Raw genomic sequence first — 13116 nt, 5'->3', positions numbered from 1 at the left:
TCATGCGGCGAGCTGAGCGCCCGCGAGGAAGTTGCGGATGATCGGCGACAACCGGTCGACCAGCTCGCGGCTGTCGGCGTCGGAGAAAACCAGCGGCGGCACGAGCCGGATGGTGCTGTCGGCCGTGACGTTGATCAGCAGACCGGCTTCGAGTGCCTGACCGACCAGCGCGCCGCAGGGGCGGTCGAGTTCGATGCCTATCATCATGCCGGCACCGCGGATGTCCTTGACGCCCGCCACATCCTTCAGCGCATCACGGAAGCCGGCGCGGATCGCGTCGCCCTGACGCACGGCATTGCCGCGCAGATCGTCGCGCGCGACGACGTCGAGCGTGGTCAGCGCGGCAGCGCAGGCCAGGGGATTGCCACCGAAGGTCGAACCATGAGTGCCGGGCTTGAAAACACCGGCCGCCGGCCCGCGCGCCAGGCAGGCGCCGATCGGCACGCCCGAGCCCAGGCCCTTGGCCAGCGTCATCACGTCCGGCTCGATACCGGCGTGCTGGAAGGCAAACCAGCTGCCGGTGCGACCGATGCCGCACTGCACCTCGTCGACCATGAACAGCCATTCCTGCTGGTCGCACAGCGTGCGCAGTTCGCGCATGTAAGCCAGGTCGGCGGCATGGATGCCGCCCTCGCCCTGCACCGGCTCGAACAGCACGGCGACGATGTTGCGCGTGTGCTCGGCGATCGCCCGCACCGCGGCGATGTCGCTGAAAGGCACCCGGTGGAAGCCCGGCGTCAGCGGCTCGAAACCGGCCTGCACCTTGCGGTTGCCGGTGGCCGACAACGTGGCCAGCGTGCGGCCGTGGAAGGCGTGCTCCATCACGATGATGCCCGGCAGTTCGACGCCGCGCTGATGGCCGTACAGACGGGCGAGCTTGATCGCCGCCTCGTTGGCTTCACAACCGGAATTGCAGAAGAACACTTCGTCCATGCCGGACAGTTCGGCCAGACGGTCCGACAGCTTTTCCTGTGCCAGCACGCGGTACAGATTGGAGCAGTGGATCATTTCCGCCGCCTGCCGCGACACCGCCTGAACCAGATCGGGGTGACCGTGGCCCAGCGTATTCACGGCAACACCGGCCATCGCGTCGAGGTACTCGCGACCGTTCTCGTCATACAACCGTACGCCCTTGCCGTGGGTGAAGGCGACCGGCTGGCGGCCGTAGGTATTCATCAGATGCGTCATCGAAACAGCTCCGTGACCCTGCTGCCGCATCGACGGCACGCCTGCTGGCGGCGTGATGCGGAAAACGAAAAAAGCACGGCGGCTCGCGCCGCCGTGCTTGATGAGAGGACGATTTTAGTTCAAAGCCCGCGCGCTGTGTAGCAGGCGCCGCTCATGTTGCGGCGCACATTGTCACCTCGCGCGGCAGACGGCGCAGCAGCGCGGTCGCCCGCCCCCCAGCCCGTACCGGGCTGCGAACATCCGTTGCGGCAGGGACTTAGCCGACCCCGCGGGCGGCACCGGGCCCGATCTGCGGGTCTGGCACAAAGCGTGCTAAGACCGAGCAGCCCATATAGATCTGTCGCAACTTGCGTTCGGCCTCTTCGGCACTCGCGCCCGGTATGGACAGGTTGTCGATCAGCACGCCGCCTCGCGTACGGATCCTGAAACCGAATCGGGCCATCTGAGCCCGAGGCGCCGGAGACGACACACTGCCAAGTACTTTGGACTGCCTGGATCTGAGGCTGGAATTGAGCATAAAGCGCCGTCTCCTCATAGGGATAGCGCGAGTATAGAAACAGAACATTAGCTTTACAACAGCTAAACCTTGTTTTTAAAGATAAAAAAGAGCCCTGTTTTACCGCTATAACTGAGTGAAGCACCACCCCGGCTGCGCCGCACTTCCCTGCCACGTGCGGCGGCAGCCGGACCGAACACAGAACTGCCCGAGGCCACAGACCCGAACATGAGCGCGATTCCGCATGTACACGACGGCGACGCCGAAGCCCCTCTCCCGCCCGCCAACGACACCCTGGTGCGCAAACAGATGGACGACCCGCGCCGCGCGCGCAGCTTCACCATCATCGGCGCCACGAGCAAGGGCCGCACCTTCCGCCCCAGCGACTGGTCCGACCGCCTGTGCGGCGTCATGTCCTCGTTCGGCAGTCAGCGCAAGATGCGCTACTCGCCGTACGTGCGCCCTGGCTGCTGGATCACCGGCGAAAAATGCGTGTTCGTCGATGCCCGCCTGTATGAGCTCGAACCGCTCGCCTACAACTTCCTGATGCATTTCGCGCGCGACAACGATCTGCGCGTGGACTACGAGACCGGCGCCGCCGAAATCTGAATCCCCGTTTTTTGGCGATCCGGACATATGGCGGACGCCGTCCGGAATATGTCCGCCACGCGAGCGCCGACGAAAACGACGAAAACGCCTTTCTGTCTCTGCGCACGGCGAGCCTGGACAACAGAAACGAGCAATAAAAAAGCCGACCATCGGGTCGGCTTTTTTATTGCTGCGGCCTAGATGGCCGCCGGCGGGTCAGGCTGCGGAACTCAGGCCGCGGCGCCCATCGCCTTGATCGCACCGGACAGACGGCTCTTGTGACGAGCTGCCTTGTTCTTGTGGATGATGTTCTTGTCAGCGATGCTGTCGATCGTCGTCTGGGCCTGCACGAACACGGCTTGCGCAGCTGCCTTGTCGCCAGCCAGGATGGCCTTGCGAACGTTCTTGATGGCGGTGCGCAGCTCCGAGCGCTGGCTCATGTTGTGATCACGACGAACGTTCGCCTGACGGGCGCGCTTGCGTGCTTGTGCGGAATTGGCCATATTCTTGCGGTTGGGTGTTCGGGAAAACGCGCGAGTATACGCACTAAGGATTGCTGGCGCAAGACCCCGGAGTGGTGCATCGCGTGACCGACAGGCCGCACGGCTCTGGTAAGGTGCGCGCTGTCCGTCCTCACGCCCCGCCTGATGAATCTGCTTCGTGCACTTGCGACCGTCAGCAGCATGACGCTGCTGTCGCGCATCCTCGGCTTCGTCCGCGACTTCTTCATCGCCCGGGCCTTCGGCGCCGGCGCGGCCACCGACGCCTTCTTCGTCGCCTTCCGCCTGCCCAACCTGCTGCGCCGCATGTTCGCCGAAGGCGCATTCTCGCAGGCCTTCGTGCCCATACTGGGCGAATACCGCAACCGGCGCGGTGTCGACGACACGCGGGCACTGATCGACCACGTCGCCACGCTGCTCGCCCTGGTGGTGGCGGTCGTCACGGCGATCGGCATCGTCGCCGCGCCGCTCATCATATATATATCCGCGCCCGGCTTTGCCGCCGACGCTGACAAGTTCGACCTGACGGTGACGCTGACCCGCATCACCTTCCCCTACATCCTGTTCATGTCGCTGGTCGCCATGGCCGGCGGCGTGCTGAACACCTTCAGCCGCTTCGCGATACCCGCCTTCACGCCGGTGCTGCTCAATCTGAGCTTCATCGGCATGAGCCTGTTCGCTGCACCGTATTTCGATCCCCCGGTGCTGGCACTGGCCTGGGCAGTGTTCATCGGCGGCGCGCTGCAGCTGGCGCTGCAGGTGCCGGCGCTGATGCGCATCGGCATGCTGCCGCGGGTGCGGCTCGACCTGCACGATCCCGGTGTGCGCCGCATCTTCAAGCTGATGCTGCCGGCCATCCTCGGCGTATCGGTGTCGCAGATCTCGCTGCTGATCAACACCATCTTCGCCTCCTTCCTCGAAAGCGGTTCGGTGTCCTGGCTCTACTACGCTGACCGTCTGATGGAATTCCCGGCCGGCCTGCTCGGCGTCGCACTGGGCACCATACTGCTGCCTTCGCTGTCGCGCAGTCACGCCGACGGCAACGGTGGCGAGTTTTCGGCGCTGCTCGACTGGGGCCTGCGGCTGACGCTGATGCTTACGCTGCCGGCAGCGCTTGCGCTGGGTCTGCTGGCCACACCATTGATCGCCACACTGTTCCATCACGGGCAGTTCACCGCGCACGACGTGCTGGCGACGCGCGAGGCGCTGCTCGCCTACAGCATCGGCCTGACCGGACTGATTCTGGTGAAGGTGCTCGCACCCGGTTTCTATTCGCGGCAGGACATCCGCACGCCGGTCAAGATCGCGCTCGGCGTGCTGGTGCTGACCCAGTTGATGAACCTCGTTTTCATCGGTCCGCTGGCGCATGCCGGTCTGGCCCTGTCGATAGGCCTTGCGTCGCTGGTGAACGCCGGTTTCCTCTACCGCGGACTGCGCCGCATCGGCGCCTACACGCCGGCGCCGGGCTGGCGGAGCTTCTGGCTCAAGATGCTGTCTGCACTTGCAGCGATGGGGCTGGTGCTTTACTTCGGCGCCCAGGTGCCGGGCGACTGGCTGCAGATGGGCACGCTCAGCCGTATCCTGCACCTGGGCTGGCTGGTGCCGGCTGGCGCCGGCGCCTATTTCGCCGTGCTGTTCGCACTGGGTTTCCGGCTGCGCGACTTTTCGCGTCGCGCGGCGTCCTGAACGAGGAGCTGACTAGATGAAATTGACGAGCAACACCTTCGCCGACGGTGCCCGCATCCCGGGCAGCAACGCGTTCTGCATTCCGGACGGCAAGGGTCACGCGCAACTTGGCGACAACCGCAACCCGCACCTCGCCTGGTCCGACCTGCCGGCTGGCACGCGTTCGCTGGTGCTGATCTGCCACGACCCCGACGTACCGACCCGGCCGGACGACGTGAACCAGGAAGGTCGCACCGTGCCAGCCTCGCTGCCGCGCTGCGACTTCACGCACTGGATACTGGTCGACCTCGCGCCGACCGGCGAAATCGCCGAAGGCGAGTTCTCGTCGGCCGTCACCGCCTGCGGCAAGCCCGGTCCGGCCGGTCCCCGCGGCACCCGCCAGGGCATCAACGATTACACTGCGTGGTTCGCCGGCGACGCGCAGATGACCGGCGACTACCATGGCTACGACGGCCCCTGCCCGCCGTGGAACGACGAAATCGTCCATCACTACGTGTTCACGCTGTACGCGCTGGACGTCGAACGCCTTCCGGCAGACGGTCGGCTTACGCTCGATGTCGTGAAACAGGCGATGCAGGGCCACGTGCTCGGCCAGGCGAGCCTGACTGGGCTTTACGCGCTGAACCCTTCAGTCCGCTGCTGAGCGCTTTTGCAGATAGGCGGCCGCCAGCACGGCGGCCATCAGCGCCCAGCCCAGCGCCTGCGGATTGCGCCAGTCGACAAGCCAGGCGATGACACTGCCGGCCACCGCAATCAGCGTGAAAACGCGCGCCTCGGGCAGTCGCGGCATCACGTCGAAACCGGCCCAGCGCGCAGCCAGACCGAACTGAACGGTCGGCAACACGAACAGCAGGAAGGGGAAATCGCGGTAGCGACCATCGACCGCGAGCAACAGGCCGCCGGCGGCCAGGCCGAACAGCAGCACACGCACGGCGAACGCCATCGCAGGTCGTGCACGACCGGTCATCACGAAGGGCAACAGCGCCCACGCCAGACTGCCCGCCAGTGCTACCGCGCCCATGGCCAGCCACTCTGCAGGATTGCGGCAGGCGAGCAACAGGTATTCCCACTGCAGCCATCCGATCAGTCCCGCCAGTGCCCCGGACAGCGCGTAAGCCGCTGCAGCACCCGAACGACGCACGCGCGCGGCCAGTACGATCAGCACGCCGAGCGCCAGCCCGACCGCGCCAGCGGTCAGCGGCGTGGCACCGTCGTTGCGTTCGGCCAGCGCGCCATGCCAGCCGAACTTGGCGTGGCCGTGCGAATCGAGCACCCCCCAGTACCCGCCGACCGTACCTTCGAGCAGGCGCTTCCACGGCTGGTCATAGGCTTCGATCACGTTGTACTGCCAGCCGTGCGCCTGGGCCGCCAGCAGGAATTCGCGCAGATAGCGCGCCTGCTCGATCAGCCCCGGCCGCGCGCCGTCGCGCTGCTTGCCCAGACTGGGCCAGCCGGTCTCGCCGATCAGCAGCGGCTTGCCCAGTTCGACGGCCATCGTGTCCATCACCGCCGTCACGTGCGTGATCGCGTCGTCGATCGCCCGCGGCTCGTCCTCCCAGTAGGGCAGGATGTGCACGGTGGCGAAATCGACGCTGGCCGCGAGTGAACGGTGCTTGAGCCAGAACTCCCAGACGTCGGCGTAAGTCACCGGCACCTCGGTTTCGCGCTGGGCACGCTCGATGTAGCGGCGCATCGCGTCCTCGGTCTGCTCGCGGCGCAATAGCACTTCGTTGCCGACGATGAGGCCGCGCACCACGTCGCGGTGACGGTTGGCAAGCGCGATGGCCTGTGTCAGCTCGATGTCGTTCTTCTTCAGATCGCCGCCTATCCAGGCGCCCACCAGCACCTTCAGTCCGTGGCGACCGGCCAGCTCGGGCACGGCGGACAGCCCCTGATCGACCGAATACAGACGCACGCAGTCAGTGATGCGTGCCAGCCGTGCGAGGTCGGCGTCGATGCGCTCGCGGCTCACCTGGAAATCAGGGATCAGCGGCGATTCGCCCGGCCGGTAATAGGGTGCGTACGACACGCACTGCAGACGGGCCTGGTCCGGCGGCACGTCGGCCAGCGCCTGCGGCTGGTTGGCGCGCCAGATCCAGAACGCGATCAGCGCCAGCGCGATCAGATGCACCAGCGCATAACGCGCCCAGCGCGGCGCGCGGTTCAGAGGTTCCATCATCGCGTCAGGCTGCCTGTGTCGCCGACGCTGCCGGCAGCGGCTTCTCCGGCAGCTGGGCGATGAACTGACAGGCCAGTGCGGCGATGTAGGGCAGCGACTGCAGGCCCAGCATGGTCACCCACAGCAGCACCTCGACGCTGTCGGTGCCGCGCATGTAAAGCATGGCGCCGGCGGCAGAGATCAATGACAGCAGCAGGTACATCTCTTCGCGTATCGGCTGGAAGAACTTGGCCAAACCACCCTCCGCCTTGCCCTTCGCGGTGCGCAGGAAGACACCGCGCTTGTGCGTGATGCCGGCGATGATGCCGCGCGCGATCGCGTGCGACAGGCCCAGGCTCACCAGCGATGCGCCGGCGATGTCGGCCCACGGACAGTCCATCGCGCGACGGTACAGGATGGGCCCCATCGCCGCCTTGGCGACCAGCAGACCGAGCACCGGCGCCAGCATGATGGTGACCGGCAGCGAGAACATCTTCGGCCAGATCAGCATCGCGGCCGTCCAGCCTATGGCGCCCAGCGCGAACAGGAACTGCAGCGCGTCGCCGAACCACGAGAACCAGCCGGTAATGAAGTGATAGCGCTGGCCGGCGGTGAGCTTGCTCTTGCCAACCAGCGCCTTCCAGTGACCCTTCATGATCTGCATCGCGCCGAAAGCCCAGCGGAAGCGCTGCGACTTCAGTGCGGCGAAGCTGGACGGCGTCAGACCGCGGCCGAACACGCGGTCGATGTAGCGCAGTTCGTCGCCGTTCTCGAGCAGGCGCAGCCCGAGTTCGGTGTCCTCGCAGATGCACCATTCCGACCAGTTGCCGGATTCCTCCAGGCGCGAGCGGCGCACCAGCGTCATCGTGCCGTGCTGGATCAACGCATTGCGCTCGTGGCGATGGTGCATGCCGATGCGGAAGAAGCCATCGAACTCCCAGTTGCACATGCGCTTGAAGAAATGGCGCTCCCACTCACGGTGCGCCTGCGGTGCCTGCACGACGGCCACCTTGGGGTCGCGGAAATGCGGCACCAGCGCGCTGAGCCAGTCGGTGGTCACGACGTAGTCAGCGTCGACCACGCCGACTACGGCGGTGCGCGGGTCGATCTGTTTCATCGCGAAATTCAGCGCGCCGGCCTTGAAACCCGGCCACTGGGGCAGGTGGAAGAAACGGAAGCGCGGGCCCAGTTCGGCCATGCGCGCCTCGACCGGCTTCCACAGCGCCTCGTCCTTGGTGTTGTTGTCGACGACGATGACTTCGAAGTTCTGGTAGTCCATCGCCGCCAGGCTGTCGATGGTGGCGATCACCATTTCCGGCGGCTCGTTGCAGCACGCCAGGTGCACCGACACGAAGGGCTGCTGTTCCGGCGGCAACGGCTCGGCCGGCTTGTAGGCACGGCGCCAGCGCGGCTTGAAGAACACCTCGGCGAACTCGAAACCGTTGGTCAGCAGTACGCCGGCCGTCAGCACGACGCCGAACACCAGGCCGATCAGCGCGGTGAGATCGCGCAGCGTGAAGTAGTAGTCGGCCGGCAGGCGCGCTGCAATGACGATGGCGGTGACGCAGGACTGCACCAGTATGCACATCCACAACTGGCCGCCTATGCTCATGCCGCGCTGCGCCAGGCAGAGCAGCAGCATCGGCACCAGCGCGAACACGGTGGCGATCAGCGCGTCGTCTATCCAGCCACTGTTCGGATCCACGCTGCCTTCGAGCGGGAACTTCAGTTGGCGGTCGGCGTTGAACACGCCCCAGTAGGCGCCTGCCCAGCCCTCGATGTCGATCTTCCAAGGCTGGTCGTAGGCCTCGATCAGGAAGTAGTCGAGGTTCTTGCACAGCGCGCGGTAGAGGAATTCGCGCACGAAGCGCGCCTGGTTCTCTTCCGACGCGACCGCCGCCTGTATGGTCGGCCCCTTGCTCGGCCAGCCTATTTCGGAAATCAGGATGGAGCGGCCGGGGAAGGCGTCCAGCAGCTCCTGGTAACGCGCCATCGCGTAGTCGACCGCCTTGTCCACCGGCACGCCCTCGTGATACGGCAGCAGATGGACGGCAAGGAAATCGACGTGGTCCGCCAGTTCAGGGTTCTTCAGCCAGACGTGCCAGGGTTCGGCGGTCGATACCGGCAGATCGGTCGCGTTGCGCACCTCGTCCAGGTAGGCATACATCTCGGGGAAGGTCAGGTCGTCGCGCAACAGCACCTCGTTGCCGACGATGATGCGGTCGATGTTCTCGTGCAGCCGGGCGTCCGCCAGCACGGCACCGATCTCGCGCCGGTTCTTCACCTTGTCGCGGTCCAGCCAGGCGCCGGCGGTCACGCGCAGTTCATTCTGTCCGGCCAGATCGGACACCTCGGGGTTCTCGGTCGAGTTGTAGGTGCGCACCCGGTGAGCGATGCCGCCGAGCTGCTTCATATCCTGCTCGATCTCGGCGTAGCTCGGATAGACGCCCTTGAGCGGCGTCTGGTCACGCCGGTAGGGGCTGTAGGAAAAGCCGTCGATGTAGTCCAGCGGCTCGACCACGCTGACCGGACGGTTCATCACCGCCCACAGCGCGAAGTGCACCGCCGCCACGCCACCTGCTATCAGCAGGGCGATCATGACGCGGGCAAGGGAAATCTGTCTTTTCATGCGAGATCGGTGTCGGTCGTCCGGCTGGGCCGGGCGCAGCGTTTCCGGTAAGGTGAGGACTGCAGCCGGGCGCCGGATGACGGTGTCGATGCTGCAGCGCGGCGATGCTAACACAGCGAAAATCCGCGGTTCGCCCGTGACGGAAAGTGCCTACAGATGAATACCCCGATGCCCACCTCTTCCCTTGCTGTTGACCTGCGCAAACGCCTTGGCTGGCCGCTGCTCATCGCGCTGACGGTCGTCGCCGCGGCCAGCGCCGGCCTGCGCTACGGCCTGATGGAATCCGACCTGCTGCACGGCCTGTGCGCCGGCGGCGCCGACGACTGGCGCTGCCTGGTGCGCCGCATTGCGCCGCAGCTGTTCATGCAGGAGCGCATCGGCGTGCTTGCGCTGGCCGCCGGTGCGCTCGCACTGCTGTTGCGCCACGCCTTCGTGGCGCGCCTGGCCGTCGTCACGGGTGCGGCCGGCCTGGTGCTGTACAGCGCCGATTTCGCCGCCGTCGGCCTGCTTGCCGGAATGCTCGTGCTGCTGGCGCGCGCGCCGGCCTCTGTAAACACTGCGTAAACACAATGTCCCGAATTGTCCGGATCGCCCACCGCGCCGGCGCGAGCCGCTAAGCTGAAGGGCATGAACGGACACCCACCGAAGCCGCGCATCCTGGTGGTCGACGACGACCCGGACCTGCGCGATCTGCTGCGCGACTACCTCGGCAAGCAGGACATGGACGTGCGTACCGTCGCCGACGGCGACGCACTGCGTGTCGCGCTCGAACGCGACGGCTGCGACCTGCTCATCCTCGACGTGATGCTGCCGGGCGACGACGGCCTCGCGTTGTGCCGCGAAATCCGCGCGAAGTCGCGCCTGCCCATCCTGATGCTGACCGCCCGCGGCGACGAACTGGACCGCATCATCGGCCTGGAGATGGGTGCCGACGACTACCTGCCCAAGCCTTTCCATCCGCGCGAACTGCTGGCGCGCGTGCGCAGCATCCTGCGCCGGGCGCCCGAACACCCGGACGGCGACGGCAGCGTGCGCGCACTGAAGTTCTCCGGCTGGACGCTCGATCTCGGCGCCCGCCACCTGGTCGACGAGGCCGGCGTGGTGACGCCACTGTCCAGCGGCGAATTCCGCATGCTCAATGCGCTGGCCGAGAACGCCAACCGCGTGTTGTCGCGCGACCAGCTGATGGACGTGCTGGCCGGCCGCGACGCCGGCCCCTTCGACCGCACCGTCGACGTGATGATCAGCCGTCTGCGCCGCCGGCTCGGCGACGACGGCCGCGAACCGCGCATCATCCGCACGCTGCGCAACGAAGGCTATGTGCTGAACGGTCCGGTGGAGAAGCTGCTTTGACATGGGCGTCGCGGCTGCTGCCGCGCACGCTGTTCGGTCAGATCCTGTGCGTGCTGCTGGGCGGTCTGCTGCTCGCCAACGCGCTCGGCCTGTGGCTGGTGGTCGAGGACCGCGTGCGCCTGTCGCGCCAGATGCGCAGCGACTACGCCGCGACACGGCTGGCCGAGTCGGTCGCCCTGGTCGACGAGACGCCGGTGGCCGGCCGCGAGCGGTTGCTGCGCATGCTCGAAAGCCCGAGCACCCGACTGTCTCTCGACGAGCCCTGGTATGACGACGCGAAGGCGGTGCCGGACGATTTCGACGCCTTTGCACAACGCGTCGGCGATCGGCTGGACAAGCGCTTCGAACATCAGGTGGTGAGGCGCGAACAGCCCATGCTCACCCCGCGTGGCGACGCACACCCGCTGCGCCCGCCACCCCCGCCCCCACCCAAACTGGCGCGACTGCTGCCAGCGCCACCGGCGATCGACGTGTCGACCCAGGCCAGGCTGAGCGACGGCAGTGTGCTCACCTTCCGCTACTCACCGCCGCCCCCGCCGGTGGACAGGCCGCTGCGCATCATCGTCGGCCTGCTGCTGGTGGGGCTTGCCGTGAGCCTGCTGTCGGTCTGGGTGGTACGCCGCCTGACCCGTCCGCTGGCGATGTTCGCCCGCGCCGCCGACGGACTGGCGCGCGATCTCGATCAGGCGCCGCTCGATACCGGCGGACCGCGCGAGGTGGCCGGTGCAGCCCAGGCCTTCAACCGCATGCAGGGCGCGCTGCGCGCGCTGATACAGACGCGTGCCCAGGCACTGGCCGGCGTGTCGCACGACCTGCGACTGCCGATCACCCGCGTGCGGCTGCGTCTTGAGCAGTTGCCGGACAGCCCGGTACGCGAAGCGATCGAGCGCGACCTGGCCGAGATGGAAACGCTGATCGACGATACGCTGGCCTTCCTGCGCGCCGGCGACAGCTCGGAAAGCGCCGCCCCGACCCGGCTCGACGCGCTGGTCGAGGGTGTGGCCGACGATATCGCTGCGCTGGGAGCGGACATCGAGGTGAGCGGCAGCCTGGCACAGCCAGTCTTGCTGCGCCCGGCGCTGACCCGCCGCGCGCTCGCCAACCTGATGGACAACGCGCGTCGCTACGGTGGTGGCCGCGTCCGCGTGACGCTGTCGTCGGCCGACGGTGAAGCGCGGATAGACATCGACGATGACGGACCGGGCATACCCGAAGCCGAACTCGAGCACGTATTCGAACCCTATGTGCGCCTCGAAGCATCGCGCGCCCGCCACACCGGCGGCAGCGGACTGGGGCTGGCCATTTCGCGCGCCGTCATCCGCGCCCAGGGTGGCGAGGTAACGCTGTCGCGCCGCGCCGAGGGCGGCCTGCGGGCGCGCGTCGCGCTGCCCTTGCAGGGCCGGAAGCCGGCCGGTTAAACCGGCCGGCGGTGACGGGTCGATCGCATTTCCTGTGCGCGCGGCCGGCTGACCGCGACAGCGCCCTCAACGATCGCGCGCGGAATTCCGTCGCTCATCCCACCGCAAGACGCGCTCCGCTCAGTTCCTCGCCTGCAGCGCCTGTACCGCCGGCGGATAGTTCTGCCCGGCCGAAGCGCGCAGCCAGCGCAGCGCCTCGTCCGCGTTGCGCGTCTGCCCGGCGCCGGTGTCCAGCATGACCGACAGCGCGTACTGCGCCTCCGCCTCGCCCTGCTCTGCCGCGACGCGGAACAGCCGCGCCGCCTCCGCCAGATTGCGCTGCACGCCGCGGCCGGCTTCATAGGCCCAGGCCAGCCGCGTCACGCCGCGCACGTCACCGAAGTCGGCCAGCTTGCGGTACATCGCCGCCGCGTCGGCGTGCCGGCCCTCAGCCTCGAAACGGCGCGCCTCGGCCAGTTCGCGATCACGGATGCTGCCGCCCTGCGGGTCGTTCAGCGCGGCAAGGTGGGTGGCTGCTTCCTGATCACCTGCGTCGGCCGCCACCTTGAGCCAGTGGCGCGCGCCGTCGATGTCACGCTGGCCGAGCTTGCCGCCCTGTAGCAGAAGACCGAGGCGCAGCGCCGAATTGCGGCTGCCCGCCTGGGCGCCGTTCTCGTACAGGCGACGCGCCTCGTGCGGATTCTGCGGTTCGCCCAGACCGTCCTCGGCGAGGATGCCCAGATTGAACCAGGCCTCGCCGTTGCCACGCTCGGCCAGCGCGGCCCAGATGCGTTTCGCGTCGGCGTAGTGCGCCATCTTGAATTCGGCGTAACCCTTGTACAGCCCCCAGGACGGCTTCTGCACCGCCTCGGCGATGTCGTCGTCGGTGATGGCCCACGCGCTCAGCGGCAGCAGGCCGGCAAGCAGCGTCACGCACAGGCGGCGCAGCGGGCGGGCAAGGGGGAATGCGGACATATCGGTTCTCCAGGGCGGAAGCGCCCGTTCTGCAGGGCGTGCCTGTGACAGGCGCGGCGCAGTCTAAGTTACATCGCGCACTCATGAAGGCCACCTCTTCGGGCATTTTCCATGGCGGGCGTCGAGCTGCGTCCGATTAGCATGCG

11 protein-coding genes are annotated in these 13116 nt (G+C 67.1%); 6 read left to right on the top strand and 5 right to left on the bottom strand.

What is annotated here, in order from left to right; all coding sequences use genetic code 11:
• Nucleotides 1-1188 (bottom strand): aspartate aminotransferase family protein, encoded by a 1188-nt coding sequence (locus WDZ97_RS02100; RefSeq protein WP_425761646.1) that lies wholly within the window; start codon nucleotides 1186-1188, stop codon nucleotides 1-3.
• 724 nt (nucleotides 1189-1912) lie between these two features.
• Between WDZ97_RS02100 and WDZ97_RS02095 the strand changes: the two genes are divergently transcribed.
• A complete protein-coding gene (locus tag WDZ97_RS02095) occupies nucleotides 1913-2293 on the top strand; it encodes a DUF3579 domain-containing protein (RefSeq protein WP_425761645.1) in 381 nt (126 codons plus the stop codon).
• Nucleotides 2294-2502: 209 nt separating this feature from the next.
• On the opposite strand, the gene rpsT is transcribed toward WDZ97_RS02095, so the two are convergent.
• Nucleotides 2503-2775: a 30S ribosomal protein S20 gene (rpsT, locus tag WDZ97_RS02090; protein ID WP_019917602.1), complete on the bottom strand. Its 273-nt coding sequence runs from the start codon at nucleotides 2773-2775 to the stop codon at nucleotides 2503-2505.
• A 144-nt stretch (nucleotides 2776-2919) separates the two neighbouring features.
• Here rpsT and murJ point away from each other — a divergent pair, with 144 nt between their 5' ends.
• Both murJ and WDZ97_RS02080 read left to right on the top strand, forming a co-directional pair.
• A complete protein-coding gene (gene murJ, locus WDZ97_RS02085) occupies nucleotides 2920-4458 on the top strand; it encodes a murein biosynthesis integral membrane protein MurJ (RefSeq protein WP_425761644.1) in 1539 nt (512 codons plus the stop codon).
• A 16-nt stretch (nucleotides 4459-4474) separates the two neighbouring features.
• Nucleotides 4475-5101 carry a YbhB/YbcL family Raf kinase inhibitor-like protein gene (locus WDZ97_RS02080; RefSeq protein WP_020165220.1) on the top strand — a complete coding sequence of 209 codons (627 nt, stop codon included), beginning with the start codon at nucleotides 4475-4477 and terminating at the stop codon, nucleotides 5099-5101.
• Here WDZ97_RS02080 and WDZ97_RS02075 read toward each other — a convergent pair.
• Entirely contained in the window at nucleotides 5087-6637 is a 1551-nt protein-coding gene (locus WDZ97_RS02075) for a glucan 1,3-beta-glucosidase (protein WP_425761643.1), read from the bottom strand. The two genes, WDZ97_RS02080 and WDZ97_RS02075, sit on opposite strands and share 15 nt — an antisense overlap.
• 4 nt (nucleotides 6638-6641) lie before the next feature.
• A complete protein-coding gene (locus WDZ97_RS02070; protein WP_020165222.1) occupies nucleotides 6642-9215 on the bottom strand; it encodes a glycosyltransferase in 2574 nt (857 codons plus the stop codon).
• Between the two features lie 198 nt (nucleotides 9216-9413).
• Between WDZ97_RS02070 and WDZ97_RS02065 the strand changes: the two genes are divergently transcribed.
• From WDZ97_RS02065 to WDZ97_RS02055, 3 genes are all read left to right on the top strand, one after another.
• A complete protein-coding gene (locus WDZ97_RS02065; protein WP_157257244.1) occupies nucleotides 9414-9809 on the top strand; it encodes a hypothetical protein in 396 nt (131 codons plus the stop codon).
• Between the two features lie 63 nt (nucleotides 9810-9872).
• Nucleotides 9873-10598, top strand: coding sequence for a response regulator (locus WDZ97_RS02060; RefSeq protein WP_020165224.1), 726 nt, complete (start codon nucleotides 9873-9875; stop codon nucleotides 10596-10598).
• Entirely contained in the window at nucleotides 10595-12016 is a 1422-nt protein-coding gene (locus WDZ97_RS02055) for an ATP-binding protein (RefSeq protein ID WP_425761642.1), read from the top strand. The genes WDZ97_RS02060 and WDZ97_RS02055 overlap by 4 nt, the downstream gene beginning before the upstream one ends.
• 120 nt (nucleotides 12017-12136) lie before the next feature.
• Here WDZ97_RS02055 and WDZ97_RS02050 read toward each other — a convergent pair whose 3' ends face one another.
• The gene (locus WDZ97_RS02050) at nucleotides 12137-12970 is read right to left on the bottom strand and encodes a tetratricopeptide repeat protein (protein WP_341420971.1); all 834 of its coding nucleotides are present in this window, start codon (nucleotides 12968-12970) and stop codon (nucleotides 12137-12139) included.
• Nucleotides 12971-13116: the final 146 nt, after the last annotated feature.

This window comes from Methyloversatilis sp. MC4-4 (assembly GCF_049843555.1).
GTDB classification, from domain to species: Bacteria; Pseudomonadota; Gammaproteobacteria; order Burkholderiales; family Rhodocyclaceae; genus Methyloversatilis; species Methyloversatilis discipulorum_B.
Note: the sequence above shows the minus strand (reverse complement) of the source record. Positions and strands in the feature narration are given on the sequence as shown.